Raw genomic sequence first — 22,941 nt, 5'->3', positions numbered from 1 at the left:
GTGGGCTGACACACACACACGCCTAAATCGAAGCACCCGCCTGACAGGCACTGTCAGGCCGCGCCGACCTGCCCCCATGGGGCGGCGCGATTGCGCCACCCCTCGGGCCGGCGCGTGAACGTCTGTTTTTCACGCGTCAAAACGAAAGCCGTTTGTTCCACCGCATTACCATCACCGATTTGACTTCTCTGCGTCACGATCTAAAAAATCTCCAACACTTTTGGAATCGGGGGAGGGTTTTGAGTGTTCGGACGCAAGCAGGAGGACGACACCACGGTGGTGCACATGCTCGCGTCTGCTTTGCGCCGCGACATCTCCTTTGGCACGCTGCTCCCTGACCAAAAGCTCAAGATCGAGGCTCTGAGGCAGCGCTATGGTGGGTCGAACCACTCGATGCGGGAGACCTTGCGCCTGCTGACGGCCGAGGGGCTGGTGGAGGCGACCGCGCAGCGCGGGTTCCGCGTGACCTCCGCCACCGAGGACGACCTGCGCGACATCCTGATGGTGCGGGTTGAGATCGAGAAGATCGCATTGGCGCTGTCGCTCAAGCTGGGGGATGTGGCCTGGGAGGGCCGGGTGATCGCCGCGCAGCACGGGCTGACCAAGGCGGAGGCGGCGGTGGCAAGCACGCCGGATGACCTGAAGGCGCTTGAGTGGGACGAGGCCTGCCGCGCCTTTGCCGCCACATTGATCGAAGCCTGTGAGAGCCCGCGCCTGATCGACCTTCACGCCCGCTTTTTCGACCAGTCGCGCCGCTTTCGCCTCGCGCTCTTGCGCGAGGGGGGGCTCGACTTTGCCGCCCGCAAGGCGCGCCAGCGTGCGCTGGTCGACGCCATTCTGGAGCGCGACGAGCCGGCCGCGCTGCGCCTGATCGAGGATGAGATTACCGCGGAGCTGACCACGCCCCGCTGAGACCTGCACCATGTCACATATCTGGGAGGAGAGACCATGATGACACTAAACCGCCGCAAGGCACTTGCGCTGATGACCGGCACGGTTGCCGCCACGGGGCTGGCCGCCCCCGCGCTTGCGATGAACAAGAAGATCAAGGTGGGCGCGCTGCGCTTTACCTCGCACTCGGGCAATTTCGTGGCCTTTGAGCGGGGCTACTTTGCCGATGCCGGGCTGGACGTGGAGTTCGAGTTCTTCAGCGCCGCGCAGCCAATGGCCGTCGCGATCGCTTCGGGTGACGTGGACTACGCCGTCACGGCAATCTCGGGCGGGCTGATCAGCCTCGCCGACAAGGGCGCGATTAAGGTGATCGGCGGCGCGCTTTCCGAAGAGGAAGGGATCGACGGGCAGAAATACCTTGCCTCCGATGCGGCCTTCCAGGGCGGAGTCAAGACCTGCGCCGATCTGGCGGGCAAGCGCTATGCGGTCACGCAGTCGGGCTCGTCCTTCCACTACATGGGCTCGAAAATGGCGCAGGCCGAGGGCATCGACCTGCGGTTCGTGCCGCTGCAGAAGGTCGGCGCGATCATCGGCGCGATGAAGTCCGGCCAGGTCGACGGCTGGTCCATCGTCCCGCACATCGCCAAGCCGATGGCGGCCTCGGGTGCGATGCACATCATCGGGAACGTGGCCGACTACCTGCCGAACTACCAGGTCACGACCGTGTTCACCTCGGCCAAGAATGCGGCGGAGGAGCGCGGCATGACGGAGAGCTTCCTTGCGGGCTTCTCGCAGGGCGTCGACGATTATGCGGCGGCGATGATTGACGGGACGGCGGATCAGGACGCGATGGTCGATCTGATCCACAAATACGTCTACACCGACCGGCCGCGCGAGAAGGCGGCGCCCTCGATCATCAACGGCACGATGCGGCTCAACGCCGGTGCGGCGCTCAACGTGGCCTCGGTGCAGGATCAGCTGAGCTGGTTCCAGTCCGAGGATTTGGTGTCGAAGGACATCACCCTCGATACGCTGATCGACACATCGTACGTCGAGACGATCGGCGCCTGAGCGCGGACCTTGTAGGGTGGGCCTCGGCCCACCTTACGCAACGGGGGACATATGGACATCCAGCTGAGGAACATCTCCCACGCCTATGACGGGGTGGAGGTGATGAAGGACATCACGCTCGACATCCCGGCGGGGCAGATCGTCTGCATCGTCGGGCCCTCGGGCTGTGGGAAGTCGACGCTTCTGCGGTTCATCGGTGGGCTCGAGAGGCCCGGCGGGGGTGAAGTGCTGCAGGTCGGCGCGCCACCCGCGGGCAGCCTCAATCCGCTGACCTATATCTTTCAGGACTTTGCCCTGCTTCCGTGGCGGAGCGTGGCGGGCAACGTCTCGCTGGTGCTCGAGGATCACGGCATCCGCGGCGCTGCCGCCAAGGCGATCATCGACGACGTGCTGGCGCGCACCAAGCTGAGCGATTTTGCCACCGCCTTGCCAAAGCAGCTGTCGGGCGGGATGAAGCAGCGTGTGGCGATTGCCCGCGCGCTGGCGGTGAACCCCGCCGTGATGCTGATGGACGAGCCGCTCTCGGCGCTCGACAGCCAGACGCGCGAGCTGCTCATCGACGATCTGATCGACCTCTGGTCGCGCCAGCCTTTCACGGCGGTCTATGTCACGCACAACCTCAACGAGGCCGTGCGGCTCGGGCACAAGGTCGTCGTCCTGTCGCGCCGTCCCGGGCGCATTCGCGAGGTCGTGGAGATCACCAAGCCGCTCGCCGCGCGCGGCTTTGGCGATGCCGAGCTGGAGGCGCACCGCCAGAAGCTGTGGCAGATCATGCGCGACGAGGCGCGGGCGGCGGATGCGGAGCTCATTCATGTCTGATCTGACGGCCAACGCGCCTGCCATGGGCACCACGAAGACCTCGGGCACGGCTCGACCGACCCCCTTTCGCGGCGGCGGGTTCAAGCCGCGTTCGCGGCGCTGGGTCGGGGTCCTGGTGTTCGTCGTCATCATACTCGTGGCCGAGTGGGGCACGCGGGCGGGCTGGATTTCGGCGCTGACGCTGCCGCGCCCCTCGGATGTGCTGGCCACGTTTCGCGAGCTTTACGAAAGCGGGATGCTCTTTCGCCACATGGGTCCGTCGCTGAGCCGTCTGGCCGTGGGCGCGGCCATCGGCGCGAGCCTCGGGATCACGATCGGCGTGCTGATCGGGCTTTTCTCCTACGTGCGCTCGGGGCTGGTGCCGGTTGTGGCCGCGATCTTTCCGATCCCCAAGATCGCGCTCTTGCCGCTCTTTGTGATCTGGTTCGGCATCGGAGAGGGCTCGAAATACGCGCTGATCGCCTTTGGCACCTTCACGCCCACGGTGGTCGCCACCTACGGCGCCGTCGACAACGTGGACCGGACGCTCATCCGCATGGGGCAGAGCTTTGGCCTCTCGTGGTGGTCAATCGTGCGCAAAATCGTCCTGCCGGGGGCGATGCCGGGGATCCTCTCGGGTCTGCGCATCAGTCTTGCGATTGCGATCATCCTGCTTGTCGCCGCCGAGATGCTGGGCGCCGAGTATGGGATCGGGGCCTACATCCTCGAGGCCGGCTCGCTCTACGATCTCGAGCGGCTCTTTGCCGGGGTTGTGATCCTGTCATTGCTTGGTGTGCTGACGAGCGCGGCCATCGGGCTTATCGAACGTCGGCTCCTGGGCTGGCGCACCTAACATCCAAAGGGAGGAAGTCATGAAGTTCACACATCTGATCGCGGGTCTGGCCATCGCCATGGCCGGCACCGCAAGCGCCGAGGAGCGCATCACCTACAAGTCGGCCAAGACCGGCTCGTCCTACTACCAGATGGGCGTCGAGATCGCAGAGGCGGTCAAGGCGGGCTCGGACGGCGATCTGATCGTCACGGTCGAAGAAAGCCAGGGCTCGGTCCAGAACGTGATGGAGGTGCGCGCAAGAGGCGGCGACTACGTCTTTACCACGCCGCCCGCTTTGATCGGTCTCGCGCAGGGCGGCAAGGCGATGTTCGAGGGCAAGGGTGATCCGGCCTTCGACGAGATTCGCGCTCTGTTCCCGATCCCGTCGCTGACGATGCACTTTGTCATGTCCGACGCGTCCGGCGTGACGGATTTTGCGGGTATGGAAGGCAAGACGATCCTGCTCGGGAAAGGCTCCTTTGGCGCGCGCGAAGGGGCGAAGTACCTCGGCCTCTTTGGCCTCGAGGGCAAGGTCGAGATCGCCGATGTGGAGCTGTCGAACGCCGTCTCCGCGCTCAAGAATGGGCAGATCGACGGGTTCGTGACCGCGGGTTCGTACCCTGCGCCAAACGTGATCGAGGCGGCTGCCAGCACCGGCGTGACCGTCCTGACGCTGAACGAGGAGCAGATCGCCGCCACCAAACGCGCGCGGCTGGTGATCCCGGCGGGGACCTATGCGGGGCAGGACAGCGACATCGTGACGACCTCGCTGCCGGTCGCGGCCTTCACCACGACCAAGATGAGCGATGACGCGGCCTATGCGCTGACCAAGACCTTCTGGGAGCAGAAGGCGGCGATGGGTGAGACGACGCCCTGGTGGAACGGTGTGGACGAGGGCCTGATGGGCAACGTCAACGTGACTTTCCACCCCGGTGCGCAGCGGTATTACGAGGAGGCCGGCATCGCGCTGAATGACGCGCAGATGTAAGACCATCCGACCGGTAGGACGGGGCGCTGGTAAGGCGCCCCGTTTGTCGTTTCTGAAAGGCCCTGACACGTGATCCAGCCCCAGTCCCAGTTGCTGCGCCTGGCCGCCCTGATGCTTGCTGCGGGCGTCGTGCTCTTTCACCTGTGGCTGGTGTTCTCGGGGCTGGTCCCGAACCTTGTGAGCCGTCCGGTGCACCTGGCGTTGGCCCTGCCGTGGATCCTGCTTCAAGCGGGGCAAAGAGGATGGCAGAGGTGGAGTGGAATTGCCCTGACGCTCATTGGCGTCAGCGCGGCGCTTTGGGTGGCGTTTTCGCATGATAGGCTGTCGGACCAGTACGGCTTTCTCGAAAGCCCGTTCCAGGTCGGGGTCGCGATCACGTTGCTGGTCGTCGTGCTCGAGGCGGCGCGCCGGGCGATTGGCTGGCCGCTGCCGGTGGTGGCGGCGCTGGCGCTGGCCTACGGGCTTTATGGCCAGCACATTCCCGGGGAGTTCGGCCATTCCGGCACGCCTTTGCGCTCGTTTTTGGGGACTTTGACCATCGCGGAGGGCGGCATCTGGGGGAGCCTCACGGGCGTGTCGGTCAACGTCGTCGCCATCTTTGTGATCTTTGGCGCGGTACTGAACGCGGGCGAGGCGGGGCAGGGGTTCATGAACCTCGCCTCCGCCGCCGCAGGACGGCTCAAGGGCGGCGCGGCTAAGGTCTCTGTCCTCTCCTCTGCGCTCTTCGGTTCGATCTCCGGTTCGGCCTCGGCCAACGTGGCCTCCACCGGGGCGATCACGCTGCCTGCGATGACCAAGCTCGGCTACCCGAAAAGGCTCGCCGCCGCCGTCGAGGCTGTGGCCTCCTCCGGCGGTCAGATCATGCCGCCGCTCATGGGCGCGGGGGCCTTTGTCATGGTTGAGCTCACGGGCGTTCCCTACACCTCGATCATGGCGGCGGCGCTCTTGCCGGCTGTGCTCTACTTCTTTGCCGTCTGGATCGGTGTGGACGCCTATGCCTCCCGCTATGATCTGCGCGGGATTGCTCCCGAGGACGCGCCGAGCGGTCGGGACGTGCTGATCACGTCCGCCTTCTTCGCGGTGCCTTTTGCGGTGCTGCTGGCGGGGCTTTTTGTGATCAAGGTGACCCCGCAATACGCGGCGAGCCTTGCGATCCTCGTGGCCTTTGCGCTGCTTTTTGTGGACCGGTCGGGGATCGGGTCGATAAAGCAGACAGCCGAGCGGATCGAAAGCGCCATGCTGAACGCGGCGCGGCAAGTGGCGCTGATCGCGTCGATCATCGTCTGTGCCTCGATCATCATTGGCGTGCTGGCGATCACCGGGCTGGGGGTCAAGATCACCTCGCTGATCATCTCCGGTGCGGGCGGGATGCTCTGGCCGGCTTTGCTGCTGACGGCGCTCGCGTGCCTGATCCTCGGGATGGAGGTGCCGACGACAGCGGCCTACGTCATCTGCGTCTCGGTCGCCGGTCCGGCGCTGATCGAGTTGGGGCTCGCGCCGCTGCAGGCGCATCTCTTTGTCTTCTGGTTCGCGCTCCTCTCGACGATCACGCCGCCGGTCTGCGGGGCGGTGTTCATCGCGGCGGGAATGATCGGGGAGAACTGGCTCAAGGTTGCGCTGACGGCGATGGCGCTGGGGTTCGGGCTTTACATCATTCCGCTGGCGATGATCGCCGCGCCGGAGGTGATCGGGCTTGAAGCCGCGCCGCTGGCGGCGCTTGGCGCGGCGGTGCAGATCGGGTTGGGGCTTGCGCTGATGTCGCTGGGGCTCATCCGGCAGAGCCTGCGGCTGTGGCGGGTGCCGCTTTTTGCGCTGGGCTTTGTGGCGGTGTTTGTGAGGGTGTTGGTTTAGGTCTGTTTGGCCTCAGTTTGGAAAAACAGAAGTTCACGCGCCGTCCCGCGGGGTGGCGCATCGCGCCGCCCCAGGGGGGCGGGTCGGCGCGGCCTGACAGTGCCTGTCAGGCGGGTGCTTTGAATTGAGCGCGCGGAACTTTCGGTCAAGACTTACTCAAAAGAAACCCGAGCCTACTCATTCATCCAGTCATAGATGTCGAGCTGGTGGGCCTGCATCGTGTAGCCCATCTCGGCAAGGTCCGTGCTGACGCCCTCGGTGTACATCGTGCCGATCACCCAGACCGCGTCCCAGAGGTTGTCGCTCGGCCAGATCACGTCACTCTCGACATAGACCAGCTGGTTTGGCGGGGGCGGCGGGACGTGGATGCAGGCGCCGAGGTAGGGGACGAGGATAAACTCCTTGGTCCCTTCTTCAGTCAGCTCCACGGGGATAATAAAGCCCGGCATGCGGATCAGCGCGCCGTCGAGCCGCTCGTTCAGCTTGGAGCCGTTGGCGTCGAAGATCGGCTTCCAGGTGTCGGCGACGACGTCCATCTCCCCCTCGCCGATGATCTCGCCATAAGGCACACCAGGCGGGATCAGGTCGTCCCAGCCGATCTCCCACGGGGCCTTGGCCCGGCCTGCGGCGGGCGTCAGGGCGCCGGCGGCGGCGAGCGTCAACATGTGTCTGCGTGTCAGGTGGGTCATGATTTGACTGTCATACCATCGGCAAGCGACAGGCGGTAGGCGCGCAGTGCGGGCAGGGCGCTCACAATTGCGCTAGCGGCGATGACACCAGCCAGCACGTAGAGCTCACGCAGGCTCGGCGCCTCGATTGGCAGGTAAAGCCCAAACGCCGCGTCGATCATCGGTTGGCCCACAAAAAGCGCAGCGTAGAGCAGAACGAGACCGAGGAGCGCGCCCATGGCAGCGGTCAGCACCGCCTCGAGGATCAGAAGGCCAAAGATCACCCGCGGAGATGCCCCCATCGCGCGCAGGATCGCCATTTCGCGCCGCCGTGCGGCCAGTGCCGAAAAGAGTGTCGCCATCATGCCGATGAGCGCGGTCACGACCACCATCACCGACACTGCCAAAAGCGCCGTCTCGGCGATGCCGACGATGGCCCAAAGCTCGGCCAGCGCGACGCCCGGCAGGACGGCGAGCAGCGGCTCTTCGGGATAGGTGTTGATCGCGCGCTGCAGGTTGAAGGTCTGGAGCGGGCTCTTGACCCCGATCAGCGCCGCCGTCACGGCCTGCGGCGTCAGGTCCATCGCGCGGATCTCCGCCTCGGGCGTCGTCTGGCCGGGGATGCGCGCGCCGCTCTGCCAGTCGACATGGATCGCCTCGATCGCCTCCATCGAGACAATCACCGTCCGGTCCACCGGTGTGCCGGTCTTCTCGAGGATGCCCGCCACGCGAAAGGGCTGGTCGTCGTGCAGGCTGAAGGACGCGATCCCGTGCGCGACCACGATCGGGTCTCCCACCGCGTAGCCCAGCGTCGCCGCCACATCCGCGCCGATTACCGCGTCAAAGAGATCGTCCATCAGCACGCCCTCGGCCACTTTTAGCCCGCGGTCCTGGCGGTACTTGTAGTGCTCGAAGAAGGCGACGTCGGTGCCCATCACACGGAACTGCCGGTGGCTGTCCCCGAGCGAGATCGGCACGATCCAGTCAACTTCGGGGCGGGCGGCGATGTCCTGATAGCTCTCCCAGGTGACGTTGTTGGTGGCGTTGCCGATGCGGAAGACCGAGTAGAGCAGCAGCTGCACCGAGCCCGAGCGCGCGCCCATGATCAGGTCCGTGCCGGAAATCGTGTCGGCAAAGCTCGCCTTGGCGCCCGTGCGCACCTTTTCGACCCCGAGAAAGAGCGCCACGGAGAGCGCGATGGCAAGCACTGTCATCGCGACGGTCACCGCCCGCGCGAGGAGGGAGGCCATGGCGAGCCGCAGGATCATGCCGCTGGCCTCTCGACCCGCGCGATCTCGTCCATGCGCAGCACCCGATCGAACCGGGGCGCGAGGCGCGGGTCGTGGCTCACCATCAGCAGCGTCGTGCCTTGTGCGGCCACCTGGTCAAAGAGCAGGTCGAGAAATCGGCCCTGCGTGGTTTCGTCCAGCGCCGAGGTCGGCTCGTCGGCGATCAGGATGGGCGGCTGCCCGATGAGCGCGCGCGCCACCGCCACACGCTGCTGCTGGCCCACGCTGAGCGCGTCTGCCTTTTGCGTAGCAATGCCCTCTGGCAGGTCGAGCGCGCCGCAGAGCCGGGAGACCTCGGCGCGCGGGTCCGCCACCCTGGCGCGGCGCCGCGGCGCGAACCTGAGAGGCAGCAGGATATTGTCCCGCACGCTGGCGAAGGGCAGCAGGTTGAACTGTTGAAAGACGACGCCGATCTCCTCGGCGCGCAGCCGGTCGCGCCGGGCGCCCGAAAGGCCGGCGAGTGCAGTGCCGCTGATCTCGACCCGGCCCGACTGTGCCAGCGCCGTGCCGCAGATCAGCGAAAGCAGTGTCGACTTGCCCGACCCGCTGGCGCCTAACAGAAGCACCCGTTCACCGGGCGCGACGTAGAGCTGCGGCACGGTGAAACCAAAGGACGCGCGGCTTGCCCAGGCAAACCGCACTTCCTCCAGCGTGATCGCACCTTTGCTCGTCACGCCCCCTCACTCACGTCAGAAAAGGCTCCCGAGGTCGAGCGTCGGCGCCTCGCGCGTCAGCTCGGTCGCCTGCGCGCCTGCGCTCGAGACGACCTGCACCTCAAGCTCGAGCGCATTTTCAAAGCTCTCGAAATAGGTAAGCTCGAGCGTGCCGATGTCCTCGAGGCTGGAGCAGGTCATCAGATACTCGGCGTGGAATTCGGTGTGCCGCGCTTCGGCGTGTTCCTCACCGTGATCGTGATCGTCGTGCGCGTGATCTTCGCCGTGGTCATGGTCGTTGTCCTCAGCATGCGCATGGGCCTCGCCATGGTCGTGGTCATGTTCCTCGCCATGCGCGTGCTCTTCGCCATGGTCATGATCGTGCTCGCCTTCGGCGTGGTCCTTGTCCCCGTCATGGCCCTCATGGCCGTGGACTTCGTCGCCGTGGTCTTCATCGCCATGGGCATGGTCGTCGTGATCGCCGTCTGTGTCCTCGCCATGGTCATGGTCGTGCTCGTCTTCGGCCTCGAGCTCGGCGCTGGCGAGCAGGACCTCGCACCCGGCGGCGTCGGAAATCCCGAAGAGCTGGACCGGATCGCTCAGCGTCACAAGTGCCGCCTCGATCGCGGCCATGTCCGCCTCAGAGGTCGCTTCGTACTCGAAGCCCACGATGTCCGCGCCCGGCGTTATCAACTCCAGCGCAAGACTTTGGCCGTCGACCGCGATGTTGAGCGTCCCGACGCCATGCACATGCGCGTCGAGTTGGCGCGTGTCCTCGGCCAGCGCGGGCAGGGCGGCGAGACACAAAAGAGGCGGCAACACGTGTTTCATAAACTGTATCCTTCAAGGGTAGGCAAAAGGGCCGGGTTGTCCAGATCGTGGCTGGGGCGGGAGGGCCTGATCCCCTGGGATTCACTGCCCGATACCGCTTTCGGGTGTTATCATATAACACTCTCCTGTGAGGTCCAGCAGCCTCCGCGCCATGGGCGGTTTCCCCGCGCCTGCGCCGCAGAGCGCGATGCGTGAGACCCGTCACGCCAAGCCCGCGCGGAACCAAGCCCGCGCCAAGGGCTTTCCTACCAGCGCCGCGCAGGCTAAATGACGCCGCGGATAACAAACAGCCTCGGCACAGGCGCCGCCGTGACCGGCCTTGCAAGGAGAGACCCGATGAGCGGATTGCTCGCCCTACTCGACGACGTGGCGGCGATCGCCAAGACGGCGGCGGCCAGCGTGGACGACGTTGCCACCATGGCGGCCAAGGCCGGCTCCAAGACTGCGGGGATCATCATAGACGACGCGGCGGTGACGCCGAAATACGTCGCCGGCCTCGATGCGAGCCGCGAGCTGCCGATCATCTGGAAGATCACCCGCGCCTCGCTTTTCAACAAGCTGGTGATCCTGCTTCCGATCGCGCTGTTGCTCAACGCCTTTGCCCCGTGGATGATCGCCTATCTGCTGATGCTGGGCGGCGCCTACTTGTGTTTCGAGGGCGCCGAAAAGGTCTACCACGTGCTGGTCCCGCATCCTCACGAAAAGGTGGAGGCCGACCTCGACGTCGGCAATCCCGCCCAACTCGAGGAGACACGCGTCAAGGGCGCGATCAAGACCGACTTTATCCTGTCGGCCGAGATCATGACGATCACGCTCTCGGCGATTCCCGCCGCCAACTTCTGGTTCGAGAGCGCCACGCTCGCGGTCGTGGCCGTCGCCGTGACGCTGGTGGTCTACGGCTCGGTCGCGCTGATCGTGAAGATGGACGACCTCGGCCTGTGGCTCGTGGCGCGGCAAGGCAGCGAGACGTCCCAAGCGTTCGGCCGCGGCCTCGTCAAGGGCATGCCCTACCTGATGAAGGCGCTTTCGATCATCGGCATGGCGGCCATGCTCTGGGTGGGTGGCAACATCATCCTGCACGGGCTCGAAGTCACCCACATCTGGGCAGCACCCTACGAGGTGATCCACGGCTTTGCCAAGGACATCGCGGGCGGGAACGGCTTTCTCGAATGGGCGGTCACCGCCTTCCTCGACGGCATCGCCGGCCTCCTGATCGGCCTGGCCCTCATCCCCCTCGCCACCCGCATCTTCGCCCCGCTCTGGGGCAAGCTGGGACTGGCTTGACGGGTCATCTGGACTGACTGGAGGTCTTGTGGAGGCGAGTACCGGAATCGAACCGGTGTACACGGATTTGCAATCCGCTGCGTCACCACTCCGCCAACTCGCCGCCGTGGTGGAGGCCCGGATACGGCAGAGGGCGCAAGAGCGCAACAGGTTTGTGCGCAACATCTGCGCAGGCGAGGCGGGCCGGGAGGGGCGATGCGCAAATAAACCGAACGGTTCAGTTACTTTGCGCTTGTTCAACGCGCCGCCTCCGGTCCATACAAGGGAAACGCCCTTTCTGACCGATGAGAGCCTGCCCCGTGATGATGGATTTTGCCGCACGTCGCACCATGATGGTCGACACCCAGGTCCGGCCTTCGGACGTGACGAAATTCCCCATCATCGACGCCATGTTGACGGTCCCGCGCGAGGCTTTTGTGCCGACCGACTTCACCGCGACGGCCTACGTGGGCGAATCCGTGCCGCTCGATGCGGACCGCGTGGTGCTGGAGCCGCGCACCTTTGCCAAGATGCTCGACGCCGCCGATGTGCAGCCCGATGAGCTGGTGCTCGATATCGGCGCCGGGCTTGGCTACTCGTCTGCCGTGCTCGCGCGGCTTGGCGAGGCGGTCATCGCGGTCGAGGACGACGCCAGCCGCGCCACCGAGGCGCAGGCGCTCCTGTCGCAGAACGGCGCCGACAACGTGATCGTGCACGAGGGCGTACTGGCCGAAGGCGCTGCCGCCCACGGGCCTTACGACGTGATCTTCCTGCAAGGCGGAATCGAGGCGCTGCCGCCCGCGCTCGACGCGCAGGTCAAGGAGGGCGGACGGATCGTGGCGCTCTTCATGGAAGGCGCGCTTGGCACGGTCAAAGTGGGATACAAGATCGACGGGACGCTCAACTGGCGCTACGCGTTCAACGCGTCCGCGCCGGTGCTGCCGGGCTTTGAGCGCGAAAGGTCGTTCGTACTGTAACGCGTGGCGCGCGGGATCGCGCCGAGGGGGATGCGCAATGAAACACTGGATCACGCGTGTGATGGCGGCTGCGACCGTCACGGTCATGGCGCTGCCGGCCAGCTCGGAGACCCTGGGCGACGCGCTGGTGTCGGCCTACGGCCACTCGGGCCTTCTCGAACAGAACCGTGCGGTGCTGCGCGCCGCGGACGAGGACGTGGCCGTCGCCATGGCCGCGCTGCGCCCGGTCATCAACTGGTCCGCGTCGGCGAGCCGCACCTGGGTGCGCAGCAATGCGCAGGACTTTGGCCTGATCACCAACACCGCCAACACCGAGCTGTCGGCCGGCATCAGCGCGGAGCTCTTGCTCTATGACTTTGGCGGCACGAGGCTCGGCGTGGACGTGGCCAAGGAATCCGTGCTGGCGACCCGCGACGCGCTGATTTCGCTGGAACAACAAGTGCTTCTGCGCGCCGTCCGGGCCTACATGAATGTGCGGCGCGAAACCGAAAACGTGGCCCTACGCCAGAACAACCTGCGGCTCCTGCGGCAAGAGCTGCGCGCCGCGCGTGACCGGTTTGCGGTGGGGGAAGTCACCCGCACCGACGTCGCTCTGGCCGAGGCACGCCTTGCCGGCGCAGAGGCCGAACTGGCCGCGGCCTTTGGCGGGCTCGAGCAGGCGCGCGACGAATACGCCGCCGCCGTCGGGCGCAAACCGGGCAATCTCGCCCCCGCGGGCCGCCTGCCGCGGATTGCGAGCTCTGAACAGGCCGCCGTCGACATCGCGCTGCGCACGCATCCCGACATGTCCCAGGCGCAGCGTCAGGTCGCCATCGCCGAGCTCAACATCCTGCGCGCGGAGGCCGCGATGAAGCCGCGCGTGACGCTGCAGGGCAGGGTGGGTGTCAGCGACACGTCGGACCCCAACCGCTTTTCTTCGTCGGGCTCGATCTCGCTCAACGCCGGCGGTCCGATCTACCAGGGCGGGCGGCTTTCGGCGCTGGTGCGCCAGGCGCAGGCCGGACGGGACGCGCAACGCGGCGCGCTGCACAACACGCGGCACAACATCCGCCTCAACGTCGGCCAGACCTGGGCGCTGCTGCATGTGGCGCGCGCCAGCCGCGAGGCGAGCGAGGCGCAGGTGCGTGCCGCCAACGTGGCCTTTCGCGGCGTACGCGAAGAGGCGACCCTCGGCGCCCGGACGACGCTCGACGTGCTCGACGCCGAGCAGGAGCTGCTCGATGCGCGGACCCGCGTGATCTCCGCCCGGGTGGACGAGTACATCGCGGCCTACACGCTTTTGTCGACCATGGGGCTCTTGACCGTAGAGCATCTCAAGCTGCCCGTGCAGCAATACGACCCGGCGGCCTACTACAACCTGGTCAAGGACGCGCCCGTGCGCTCGAAACAGGGCGCGCAGCTGGACCGTGTCCTGGAGTCCTTGGGAAAAAAGTAGAATTGCCGCTATCTGTTGTGTGAGAGCCGTCGCGCCGCTATGGTTGCGGCGCAGGCAAAATGAGCATTCCCATGTCAGGTTCCGTCACGAACGTTGAAATCGAGGACGTGCTGTCCTCCATCCGTCGATTGATTTCCGAGGATGCGCGGCCCGGCGAGGGTGCTGGCGCGCCCTCCGAAGTGCCGGCTGATGAGGGCGGGGAGGCTGCCGACGTGCCGTCCGCCAAGCCCGAACCTGCCGCCGACACCGACCGTCTGATGCTGACGCCCGCGTTGCGCGTGGCGCAGCCGCCTGCGGAGACTGCTGATCAGAAGCCCGCGGAAAGCGCGTCATCCGCGCAACCGACCAAGGCTGAAACTTCCGAGCCGGCGCCCGCGTCCTCAGACCTCGAAGATGACGACCCTGCGGATGTGGACGAAACCGCGCTGGCGGCCTTTATCCCGAAATCCGGCCCGAGCCTGCGCGAGGTTGCGACCGCAGAACCCGGAGAGGACCACGCGGAAGCAGTAGAGAAGGGCGCCGAAGAGGTCTCCGAAGCTTCAGGCGAAACGGCTTCTCGGGCGGAAACGGACTCAACGCCGTCAACGGAAAAGCCCGCTGAGACGGCCAAGGCGCCGACCCGTCCGGCTGACCCATCGCCCCGCGATGCACTGCGGGCGATTGTGGCCCAAAGCCTCGAGGCGCCTGTGCAATCGACCGTGGATGACGCCGCATCCAGTGCCTTGGATGACGACGCAGACGATCGCGGTGAGACCGGCCAGGGCGACCAACGGACGGACAACGTGACCAAGGTCGCCATCCCCTTTCGGCACGTCAAACGCGACGCGGCACCTGCGCCTGAGCGTCCGCGCGCACCCGTGGACGCCGTTCAGGACCTCGACGAGGACGCCCTGAGGGACCTCGTGGCCGACATCGTGCGCGAGGAGCTGCAAGGCGCACTCGGCGAGCGCATCACGCGCAACGTGCGCAAGCTGGTGCGCCGCGAAATCCATCGCGCGCTTGCCAGCCACGAGATTGACTGACCTCAGCCGTTTCCGATCAGCGCAACCGGCGCGATGAACACGCCGGCGCACGTGATCTTTGGCCTCGCTTGTTTCGGCAAGCCGGACCATCGCGCGACGCTCTGGGCCGCAGCGCTCGGCGGGCTGGCGCCCGACCTTTCGCTTTATGTCATGGCGGGTGTGGCGCTCGGAGTTCTGGAAATCCCGCCATCGGTCGTCTTCGGCCAGCTCTACTTCTCGGACGCGTGGCAGACCGTCTTTGCCATCGACAATTCGTTTTTGCTTTGGGGTCCGCTGCTTGCGTTGGCCCTCTGGAAGGGCATGTCGGTTCTGACGGCTTTTGCCGCGGCAGCGCTGCTGCACGTGGCACTGGATTTCCCGCTGCATCACGACGACGGGCGCCCGCACTTCTGGCCGCTGTCGTGGTGGGTCTTTGAAAGCCCGGTGAGCTACTGGGACACGCGTCACTACGCTGGCATCATCGGCCCGCTCGAGCTTGTCGCCTCGAGCATCCTCGCCGCCCTTGCCGCGTGGCGCATCCGCACGCTTGGCTGGGTGCTGCTACTCGCAGCGCTTGTCGCCGCCGAAGCCTGGATCGTGCGCGTGTGGTTTCAGTGGCTCTTTTGAGCCCGCTATAGAGGGCGACCTTTGACCCTAGAAGCACTAGCTTAGATCAAAGCGCCCGCCTGACGGGAACCGTCAGGCCGCGTCATGCCAAAGGCATGCCTCCGGCATGACCCGCCCCCCCCTGGGGCGGCGCGATTGCGCCACCCCGCGGGACGGCGCGTGAACTACGGTTTGTCGTTTGCCTGGTCAAATGTCGCCCGCTACAAGGCTGTCGCTTCGAGTAGCGCAAAAGGATAACGCCGCGTCCCTCTCAGGCCACGGCGCTCCGATAAGTTGTACGTGCGGTATAGCTTACGCGGCTTCTTGCTGAAGCGCGGCGTTGCGGCGCTCGCTTTCCTCGCGCGAGAGCGCGACAGAGGTGCGCACACCTTTGCCGACAAAGTCCATCAGGCCGGAGACCACACGCTCGTTCGGGTCGATTCCGGCGCAGGACAGCACCTCACGGCCGTCGCGCGAACGCGCCCAGCGGGCGATTTGCTCGGGGCCGTTTCCGTATTTCTTGTCATCGGCGATTGCATCGTCCAGAGCGGCCAGTACGACGGCGGCAAAAAGCTTGCGTGCGCGGTTGCCCTGTTCGGAATTGTATGCGGTGCCATCCACGAAGTCGTTCATTTCGGCGTCCTTGTTCTTGCTCTTGCGTTTCAGACGTAGGGGGTCTTATGACCCATCCCCGTCGATTCGGATACCCCGTTTCTGCATAGCACTGTTGCGCTTGGCGCATGGCTCTCTGCAGGTGCAGCACGAGATAGGTCGCCTTGCGCGACCCCAACCCGCGAGATATAGGTGCGGGCCAAGTCCGATCAACCATTTGCCAAGATTTTGACACAATGCCGAAAATCAATGGAAACGAAATCCGCCCCGGAAACGTGCTCGAGCACAACCAGGGTTTGTGGGCTGCCGTGAAGGTGGATCATGTCAAACCTGGTAAGGGTGGCGCGTTCGCACAGGTCGAGCTGCGCAACCTGCGTAACGGCTCAAAGCTTAACGAACGGTTTAGAAGCGCCGACAAAGTCGAGCGCGTGCGGCTCGAACAGAAGGACCAGCAGTTCCTCTACGAGAGCGACGGGATGCTCGTCTTTATGGACAGCGAGACGTTCGAGCAGATCGAGCTGCCGGCGGAGCTGCTCGGTGAGCGGCGCCCGTTCCTGCAGGACGGCATGACGATCGTGGTGGAGTTCTACGAGGCCGAGGCGCTGAACGCGACGCTGCCGCAGAAGGTGACGTGCCAGGTCGTGGAGACCGAACCGGTGGTCAAGGGCCAGACGGCGGCCAACAGCTTTAAGCCGGCCACGCTCGACAACGGGATCAAGGTTATGGTGCCGCCCTTCGTCGGGCAGGACGAGATGATCGTCGTCAACACCGAGACGATGGATTACTCCGAGCGCGCCTGAGGGCCGCAGGGGTAGGGTGGGCAAGTGCCCACCTTACGCGCGGCTCAGAACGCGAAGAGGTCGTCCACGTCGATCTCTTTGACTTTGAGGTCGTCGAGAAAGATCGTGCGCTTGTAGCTGTCCTCGGCGGTCTCGGCGCCGCCGGTGTAGCCGGACCCGATCAGGACGCCCCCTTCGAGTTGGACGACCTTGACGTTGTTGAGGGTCGAGAGCGGGCTCATGCCGCTGGCCAGCGTGATTTCGATCTCGTCTCCGCGCGCGGCATCGAAGTCCGTGATCCGGTCGTGCTGGCTTGTGCCGTCCCATTCGAATTCGAACGTGTCCGCGCCAAGCCCGCCGACCATGCGGTCGTCGCCCGCCCCGCCGATCAGCCGGTCGTCGTCGTTGCCGCCTTTGAGGTAGTCGTTGCCTTCGGAGCCGAAGAGCACGTCGCGCCCGTGGCCGCCCTTGACAAGGTCGTCGCCCGCGCCGCCCACAACGACGTCGTTGCCGCTGCCGCCGCTTACGAGGTCGTTGCCGGCAGCGCCGAAGACCGAGTCGTTGCCGTCGCTGCCGTAGGCGGTGTCATTGCCGGTGCCGCCTTCGACGCGGTCCTGGTGCTTGCCGCCGGTCAGGCGGTCGTCGCCGCTGCCGCCCTGCACCAGGTCGTTGCCGTCGCCGCCGTGGGCTGTGTCGTTGCCGGAGCCGGCGTCGAGGATGTCGTTGCCCTTGCCGCCCGACATGCGGTCGTTGCCGGCGCCTGCGTCCACGGTGTCGTTGCCACCGCCCGCGTCGGCGCGGTCGTTGCCGCCGCCGGCGTCGATCGTGTCATTGCCTTCGCCGCCCGAGATGCGGTCGATCCCGTCGCCCGCGACGATGGTGTCGGCGTTGTCGCCGCCGTCGATGCGGTCGTTGCCGGAGCCTGCGATGAGCGTGTCGTTGCCCTGGCCGCCGGAGATGCGGTTGTTGCCGTTGTGGGCGTTGATGTTGTCGTGCCCGTCGCCGCCGTCGATGCGGTCGTCGCCGTGCAGGGCCTTCATCGTGTCGTTGCCCGTGCCGCCGGCGATGCGGTTGTTGCCGTGGCCGCCGTTGATCTCGTCATTGCCGTCGCCGCCGGGGATCCAGTCGTCGCCGTCGCCGCCCGAGAGGTAGTCGTGGCCGGTGCCGCCGGTGACGCGGTCGTCGCCGTTGCCGGCGTAGACGGTGTCGTTGCCTTCGCCGCCGTTGAGCCAGTCGTTGCCGTCGCCGCCGGTGAGCGAGTCGTCACCGTCGCCGCCGTTGACCTTGTCGTCGCCGTTCGAGCCGTGGACCGTGTCGTCGCCCTTGCTGCCGCTGAGGGTGTCGTTGCCCTCGCCGCCGGCGATGCTGTCCTCGTGCTGGCCGCCGCTGATCTTGTCGTTGCCGTCTCCGCCGATCAGCGTGTCGTTGCCGTTGCCGCCGGAGATGTCGTCGTCGCCGGCGTCGCCAAAGGCGTGGTCGTCGCCGTGAAAGCCGTCGATCCGGTCATCGAGCGGGCCGCCGATCAGGCGGTCGTTGCCCGCCCCGCCGTGCAACGCGTTCTTGCCGTCACCGCCGTTGAGCGTGTCGTCGCCCGCGCCGCCGGTCAGCTTGTCATCGCCGCCACCGCCGGAAATCGAATCGTCGCCCGCGAGGCCGTTGATGATGTCCTTGAACGCCGAGCCGAGCACGTTGTCGGCGTTGAACGTGCCGTCCAGCTTGTAGAGGCCGTCGCTGTTTTTCTGGCTGATGAAGCGCCCGTCGGTCAGCGCCTCGAGCGTGCGCTCGGTCGAGGTCTTGGCCCGTTTGATGAACGGGGACTGGATCGGGCTTTGGTAGGTCGAGGTCATCGGATCGGCTCCCCACAGGTCCGGGTCAAAGGCAACGCGTGGCGCGTGACAAAGGCGTGCGGAAGCCGGCGGGGCCGGCAGGCGCACTGCGGCCTTCATCAAACGTTAACCACGATGGCGGGATGACAGGGCAATGCGCCGGTGCAGCGACGGGATTGCGGTCTTTTTGGGGCTCTGCCGAAGATTTTATTCTGGGGGCTCTGCCGAAGTACATTTTTGGGGGCTCTGCCCCCGACGGTGAAAATCCTAAGATTTTCACCATCTCCCCCGGGATATTTCTCGCCAGAAGAAGGGACGCGGTTGGTGCCTTGGAGGCTTAAGGTGCAGTGTAGCAGACGGTCGCGTCGCCCGCTTGCATGTCGGGGCCGGCACGGTCGAAGCGGAGGTAGGCGAGGGCGTGGTCGCCTGACTGGGTGAAGAGCGTGCCAGCTTCCTTGGACCCGGCCATGATCGGCGTGCCGGCGGGGGCAGCGCCGGTGATCGTGACCTGGGCGAGGCCCTTGCGGAGCTCGGTCTTGTGTTTCATCCGGGCGGTGACTTCCTGGCCGACGTAGCAGCCCTTGCGGAAGTCGACGCCGTTTAGGCGTTCGAAGCCGGCTTCGAGGATGAAGCTGTCTGGGGTCAGTTCGATGCCGGTCTGCGGGATGGCGTGCGTCACGCGGAGGGCGTCCCAGTCGGTGTCGTCGCTGACGTCTGCATCGCCGCAGAGGCGCCAGCCGAGGGCTGGGTGGCGCGGGTCGGGCAGGGCGCCGTCCGGGGCAGAGCCGGTGCCGCGGCTGACGGTGAGGGGGCTTTCGGAGAGGGAGACGTCGGCGCGCAGCTTGTACATCGAGAGGCGTTGCATCAGGCCGGGTGCGTGGTCCGCGGCGACGTCGATCAGGTACCCGGCCTCGTCTGCCTTGATGAAGAAGTCGACCAGGAACTTGCCCTGCGGGGTCAGGAGCGCGGCGTAGACGAGGCCACCCCGGGTCCCGTCCACGTCGTTGGTGACGAGGTTTTGCAGGAAGTCGTGCGCGTCGCTGCCGGTCACGGAGATGAGCGTGCGGGGATCGGGTTGGGCTGTCATCTGCGCTTTGTCCTTTGGGGTCTCAGTCGATATAGGCAAGCGGGGCGCCGATGTCAGGGGCCGAAGGAGGGAGAGGACAATGCCGGCACCGCTTTCGGTGGTGATCCCGACGCTGAACGCCGCAACTGCGCTGCCGGGCTGTGCGGCGGCGTTGATGGAGGGCGTGGAGGCTGGGCTGATCCGCGAGCTGGTGGTCAGCGACGGTGGGTCGACGGATGGCACGCTCGAGGTTGCCCAAGGGCTGGGCGCGGTGGTTGTCTCGGGGCCTGCGTCGCGTGGGGGGCAGCTGCGCCGGGGTGTCGCGGCGTCGCTTGGGACACATGTGATGGTCCTGCACGCGGACACGCAATTGGCGCCCGGGTGGGGCGAGGCCGTGGCTGGGCATTTGCCTTCGGAAAAGGCTGGGTATTTTGCCTTGAGGTTCGACTCGTCGGGCCTTCCGGCCCGCCTCGTGGCGGGGTGGGCCAACCTGCGGTCGCGTGTGTTTGGCTTGCCGTATGGGGATCAGGGGCTGGTATTGCCGCGGGCGCTCTATGACGCGGCGGGCGGGTATCCCGACCAGCCGCTGATGGAGGATGTGGCACTTGCACGGGCCTTGAAGGGGCGGCTGGTGCGGCTCGATGGGGTCGCGGTGACGTCGGCGGAGAAATACCGCCGGCAAGGGTGGCTGCGGCGCGGGGCGCGCAACCTCTGGACGCTGGCGCGGTATCAGTTTGGGGCGTCGCCAGTGGTTCTTGCGCGGTCCTATCGCCGCTAAAGCGGGCGACTTTAAACCTGATACACACCAGCTCTGATCAACGCGCCTGCCTTACGTTTACGTCAGGCCGCGCCGACCCGCCCCCGTCAAACCGTAGGTTGGCCTTCGGTAAAACGGGCGGCGCGATTGCGCCACCCCGCGGGACGGCGCGTGCTCATACGTTCCGAATGTATCAGGTTTAAAGCCGACGGCTTTAGTCGGCGCTGGCTTGCAGGGCGTGCAGTGCGGCATAGGCGCCGCCCTCGGCCATGAGGCTGTCGTGGGTGCCGGTGGCGACCACGCGGCCCTGGTCCATCACGACGATCTGGTCGGCGTCGCGGATGGTCGAGAGGCGGTGGGCGATCACAAGTGTCGTGCGGCCCTTGGCGAGTTCGGTGAGTGCGGCCTGCACCAGCTTTTCGGATTTGGCGTCGAGGGCGGAGGTGGCCTCGTCGAGCAGCAGCACCGGCGTATCGCGCAGGATCGCGCGGGCGATGGCGACGCGTTGGCGTTGACCTCCCGAGAGTGACGCGCCGCGCGGGCCGACGGGAGTGTCGAGACCCTGTTCGAGGCGCGGAACGAAGTCCGTGACATGCGCGGCCTCGAGGGCGGCGGTGAGCCTATCCTCCTGCACGTCCGCGCCAAAGGTCAGGTTCTCGCGCAGGCTGTCGTCAAAGAGCGCCGGGTCTTGGCTGACCGTCGAAAGGCGCGCACGCAGGTCTGCCAGAGAGAGCGTGCGGATGTCGGTGCCGCCGATGCGCACCGTGCCGCTTTCGGGGTCGACCAGCCGGGTGAGCGCGGCAAAGAGCGTCGACTTGCCCGCGCCCGACGCGCCCACAAGCGCCGTGGTCTGCCCAGCAGGTGCGGTGAAGGAGACATCGTCGAGCACCAGCGTCTCGCCATAGCGGAGGGAGACGTTCTCGAACGCGACCTCCAGATCGCCTTTAGGCGCGGCTACAGGCGCGGCGGGTGACGTGATCGCGGGGCGTTCGGACAAAAGCTCGCGGATGCGCTCGATGGCGGCGGCGGCCACCTGCCAGGTGCCGGAGATTGCGCCGAGCCGGCGCAAAGGCTCGAAGGCGAGGCCGATTGCGGTGAAGAACGCCATGAAGTCGCCGACGGTCTTTTCGCCCGAGAGGATCTCTCCGCCGCCCCAGACCAGCACGCCGACAAAGCCGATGCCCGACATGATGTCGATGAGGCCGGGCACCGAGGCGGCACCGAACTGCGTGCGCACTTCGGTCCGCACGCGGTCCTTTGTCAGGCGTCCGTAGCGGCGGGATTGGTAGTCCTCGAGCTGGTTGAGCTTGACCGGGACGATGCCGTGAAAGACCTCCGAGAGCCTGCCCGAGAGGCGCGCAGCGAGGTCGCGGGCGGTGCGGGCGTTCTTGCGCACGTAGCGCTGCAGGATCATGCCGGGCGCCACCAGCATCGGCGCGCCGACAAGCGCGATCATTGTCCAGACCCAGTCGATCCACAAAGCCACGGCAAAGAGTGCGATCAGCGCGACCACATCCCGGCCCGCGCCAGTCACGATGGTGGTCCAGACGCGGTTCACGGCGGCCACGTCGCCTTCCACGCGTTGCATCAGCTCGCCGGGGGGATGCGCGGTGTGAAAGCCGAGATCGAGCGTCATCAGGTGCCGCAGCAGGTCCTGCCGGATGTCCGCCGCCGTCTGCTGGCCGAGCTTGGTCAGCAGCACCTTGGCCGCCACCGAGGACACCGCGCGGGTGACAAAGACGCCAAAGATGATGAGCGCAATCGTCACCAGCAGGGTCTGGCTGCCGCCCGATGCCAGCTGGTCGAACATCGGCTTCATCATGCGCGCAAGTAGGCCGAACATCGCGCCCTCGATCGCCATCAGCACCATCGCAACCGCCAGCAGCGCCTTGTAGCGGGTCAGGTAGCGCGTCCAGAGCCACTTGAGCAGACCCCGCGACAACGCCGGGTCCATCACACGCTCGGGGGCGTTATCGCGCATGGGCGCCCGTCTCGGTCTGCGTCAGTTGCAGGTCCTCGGCGGCGACCTTGTCCCGCCAGCCGGCCTTGATCTGCTTGTGATCGTACCACACGCGCACCCAGGTCTCGAAATCGAGCGGTGCACGCGCGTTCTGCGCGGCATAGACATCGAGGATGTAGTCTTGGATGCCCGTCGCCGTGAAATCGAGGTGGATGTAGCGCAGGCTCAGCATTTTGGCGGCTTCTTCGACAGGTTTGCCTTCGAAGATCATCAGGTACATCGCCGCGACCATGCCCGCCCGGTCTGCCCCCGACTTGCAGTGAAAGAGCAGCGGCTTTTCCGCCGCCCGCAGCGCGTCGATCACGGCAATGAGCCGCCAGCGGGGCGGGGCGTCGCGGGCCCAGAGCTTGGCATCGACCAGCGTCAGCCCGAGCGCTTCGCAGCTTTCCTTTTCAAAGAGGTAGTAGGAGTACTTGTCCTCCCCCCGCAGGTTGATCACCGTCTTGACGCCCATCTCGGCATACGTCTCGAACCGCGCATGGGTCGGCTGGTTCGAGCGGTAGACGCCCGGTGCGATCTCGTCGAAGTTGGTCCAGAGCACCCGCAGGAACGCGTGGTCAAAGAGGTGGTAATGCACCTTGGACCAGAACCGTCCGCGCGGCGTCACGATGTCCTTGCCAAAGGACCGGCGCAGGCGGCGTTCGGCGTTTTCAACACGGGTCCAGAGGGCGGAAAGCATCGGGCGCGGGGTTCCAAAAGGTCGCTCGGGATGTAGAGGCGAAAGGGT

The 22,941-nt window shown here is 66.0% G+C and carries 22 protein-coding genes and 1 tRNA gene; 13 read left to right on the top strand and 10 right to left on the bottom strand.

Going from position 1 to position 22,941, the window contains the following annotated elements; genetic code table 11:
* The first annotated feature begins 243 nt into the window (after positions 1-243).
* From ACU0B3_RS14525 to ACU0B3_RS14500, 6 genes are all read left to right on the top strand, one after another.
* On the top strand, positions 244-912 hold the full coding sequence (locus ACU0B3_RS14525) for a GntR family transcriptional regulator (protein ID WP_446261585.1): 669 nt from the start codon (positions 244-246) through the stop codon (positions 910-912).
* Between the two features lie 36 nt (positions 913-948).
* Complete coding sequence (locus tag ACU0B3_RS14520; protein ID WP_446261584.1) at positions 949-1,962, top strand: ABC transporter substrate-binding protein; 1,014 nt, start codon at positions 949-951, stop codon at positions 1,960-1,962.
* A 51-nt stretch (positions 1,963-2,013) separates the two neighbouring features.
* A complete protein-coding gene (locus ACU0B3_RS14515; RefSeq protein WP_446261583.1) occupies positions 2,014-2,781 on the top strand; it encodes an ABC transporter ATP-binding protein in 768 nt (255 codons plus the stop codon).
* Positions 2,774-3,613, top strand: coding sequence for an ABC transporter permease (locus tag ACU0B3_RS14510; protein WP_446261582.1), 840 nt, complete (start codon positions 2,774-2,776; stop codon positions 3,611-3,613). Before ACU0B3_RS14515 ends, ACU0B3_RS14510 begins: the two co-directional genes overlap by 8 nt.
* A 19-nt stretch (positions 3,614-3,632) precedes the next feature.
* On the top strand, positions 3,633-4,580 hold the full coding sequence (locus ACU0B3_RS14505; protein WP_446261581.1) for a TAXI family TRAP transporter solute-binding subunit: 948 nt from the start codon (positions 3,633-3,635) through the stop codon (positions 4,578-4,580).
* A 69-nt stretch (positions 4,581-4,649) separates the two neighbouring features.
* Positions 4,650-6,431: a TRAP transporter permease gene (locus ACU0B3_RS14500; protein ID WP_446261580.1), complete on the top strand. Its 1,782-nt coding sequence runs from the start codon at positions 4,650-4,652 to the stop codon at positions 6,429-6,431.
* Between the two features lie 173 nt (positions 6,432-6,604).
* Here the strand turns inward: ACU0B3_RS14500 and ACU0B3_RS14495 are convergent, their stop codons facing one another.
* Genes ACU0B3_RS14495 through zrgA form a run of 4 tightly spaced genes read right to left on the bottom strand, consistent with a single transcriptional unit; the run spans position 6,605 to position 9,872 of the window.
* On the bottom strand, positions 6,605-7,096 hold the full coding sequence (locus tag ACU0B3_RS14495) for a DUF3299 domain-containing protein (protein ID WP_446261579.1): 492 nt from the start codon (positions 7,094-7,096) through the stop codon (positions 6,605-6,607).
* Positions 7,097-7,116: 20 nt separating this feature from the next.
* Entirely contained in the window at positions 7,117-8,367 is a 1,251-nt protein-coding gene (locus ACU0B3_RS14490; protein WP_446261578.1) for an ABC transporter permease, read from the bottom strand.
* A complete protein-coding gene (locus ACU0B3_RS14485) occupies positions 8,364-9,062 on the bottom strand; it encodes an ABC transporter ATP-binding protein (protein ID WP_446261577.1) in 699 nt (232 codons plus the stop codon). The genes ACU0B3_RS14490 and ACU0B3_RS14485 overlap by 4 nt, the downstream gene beginning before the upstream one ends.
* A gap of 15 nt (positions 9,063-9,077) precedes the next feature.
* Positions 9,078-9,872 (bottom strand): zinc uptake protein ZrgA, encoded by a 795-nt coding sequence (zrgA, locus tag ACU0B3_RS14480; protein ID WP_446261576.1) that lies wholly within the window; start codon positions 9,870-9,872, stop codon positions 9,078-9,080.
* 336 nt (positions 9,873-10,208) lie between these two features.
* Here zrgA and ACU0B3_RS14475 point away from each other — a divergent pair, with 336 nt between their 5' ends.
* A complete protein-coding gene (locus tag ACU0B3_RS14475) occupies positions 10,209-11,156 on the top strand; it encodes a DUF808 domain-containing protein (protein WP_446261575.1) in 948 nt (315 codons plus the stop codon).
* Between the two features lie 29 nt (positions 11,157-11,185).
* On the opposite strand, the gene ACU0B3_RS14470 is transcribed toward ACU0B3_RS14475, so the two are convergent.
* A tRNA-Cys gene (locus tag ACU0B3_RS14470) sits at positions 11,186-11,259 on the bottom strand.
* A 199-nt stretch (positions 11,260-11,458) separates the two neighbouring features.
* Between ACU0B3_RS14470 and ACU0B3_RS14465 the strand changes: the two genes are divergently transcribed.
* The 4 genes from ACU0B3_RS14465 to ACU0B3_RS14450 all read left to right on the top strand — a co-directional run bounded on the left by ACU0B3_RS14465 (position 11,459) and on the right by ACU0B3_RS14450 (position 15,175).
* Positions 11,459-12,112 (top strand): protein-L-isoaspartate O-methyltransferase family protein, encoded by a 654-nt coding sequence (locus ACU0B3_RS14465; RefSeq protein ID WP_446261574.1) that lies wholly within the window; start codon positions 11,459-11,461, stop codon positions 12,110-12,112.
* Positions 12,113-12,149: 37 nt separating this feature from the next.
* The gene (locus tag ACU0B3_RS14460; protein WP_446261573.1) at positions 12,150-13,547 is read left to right on the top strand and encodes a TolC family outer membrane protein; all 1,398 of its coding nucleotides are present in this window, start codon (positions 12,150-12,152) and stop codon (positions 13,545-13,547) included.
* Positions 13,548-13,618: 71 nt separating this feature from the next.
* Positions 13,619-14,569, top strand: coding sequence for a hypothetical protein (locus ACU0B3_RS14455; protein ID WP_446261572.1), 951 nt, complete (start codon positions 13,619-13,621; stop codon positions 14,567-14,569).
* A gap of 33 nt (positions 14,570-14,602) precedes the next feature.
* Positions 14,603-15,175, top strand: coding sequence for a cobalamin biosynthesis protein CobQ (locus tag ACU0B3_RS14450; protein ID WP_446261571.1), 573 nt, complete (start codon positions 14,603-14,605; stop codon positions 15,173-15,175).
* A gap of 291 nt (positions 15,176-15,466) precedes the next feature.
* Here ACU0B3_RS14450 and ACU0B3_RS14445 read toward each other — a convergent pair whose 3' ends face one another.
* Positions 15,467-15,787 (bottom strand): DUF6280 family protein, encoded by a 321-nt coding sequence (locus tag ACU0B3_RS14445; protein ID WP_446261570.1) that lies wholly within the window; start codon positions 15,785-15,787, stop codon positions 15,467-15,469.
* 215 nt (positions 15,788-16,002) lie between these two features.
* On the opposite strand from ACU0B3_RS14445, the gene efp reads away from it, so the two are divergent.
* Positions 16,003-16,566: an elongation factor P gene (gene efp / locus ACU0B3_RS14440; RefSeq protein WP_446261569.1), complete on the top strand. Its 564-nt coding sequence runs from the start codon at positions 16,003-16,005 to the stop codon at positions 16,564-16,566.
* A 44-nt stretch (positions 16,567-16,610) separates the two neighbouring features.
* On the opposite strand, the gene ACU0B3_RS14435 is transcribed toward efp, so the two are convergent.
* Positions 16,611-18,392: a calcium-binding protein gene (locus ACU0B3_RS14435; protein ID WP_446261568.1), complete on the bottom strand. Its 1,782-nt coding sequence runs from the start codon at positions 18,390-18,392 to the stop codon at positions 16,611-16,613.
* Between the two features lie 316 nt (positions 18,393-18,708).
* Positions 18,709-19,458 (bottom strand): CAF17-like 4Fe-4S cluster assembly/insertion protein YgfZ, encoded by a 750-nt coding sequence (ygfZ, locus tag ACU0B3_RS14430; RefSeq protein ID WP_446261567.1) that lies wholly within the window; start codon positions 19,456-19,458, stop codon positions 18,709-18,711.
* A gap of 79 nt (positions 19,459-19,537) precedes the next feature.
* On the opposite strand from ygfZ, the gene ACU0B3_RS14425 reads away from it, so the two are divergent.
* Entirely contained in the window at positions 19,538-20,215 is a 678-nt protein-coding gene (locus ACU0B3_RS14425; protein WP_446261566.1) for a TIGR04283 family arsenosugar biosynthesis glycosyltransferase, read from the top strand.
* A 193-nt stretch (positions 20,216-20,408) separates the two neighbouring features.
* On the opposite strand, the gene ACU0B3_RS14420 is transcribed toward ACU0B3_RS14425, so the two are convergent.
* Together ACU0B3_RS14420 and ACU0B3_RS14415 are read right to left on the bottom strand one after the other, a co-directional pair.
* Positions 20,409-22,175 carry an ABC transporter ATP-binding protein gene (locus ACU0B3_RS14420; RefSeq protein ID WP_446261565.1) on the bottom strand — a complete coding sequence of 589 codons (1,767 nt, stop codon included), beginning with the start codon at positions 22,173-22,175 and terminating at the stop codon, positions 20,409-20,411.
* The gene (locus ACU0B3_RS14415; RefSeq protein ID WP_446261564.1) at positions 22,165-22,893 is read right to left on the bottom strand and encodes a fused DSP-PTPase phosphatase/NAD kinase-like protein; all 729 of its coding nucleotides are present in this window, start codon (positions 22,891-22,893) and stop codon (positions 22,165-22,167) included. The genes ACU0B3_RS14420 and ACU0B3_RS14415 overlap by 11 nt, the downstream gene beginning before the upstream one ends.
* Positions 22,894-22,941 lie beyond the last annotated feature (48 nt).

This window comes from Pseudaestuariivita sp. (assembly GCF_052825805.1).
The sequence above is the reverse complement of the archived record's forward strand: the minus strand, read 5'-3'. Positions and strand labels throughout refer to the sequence as shown.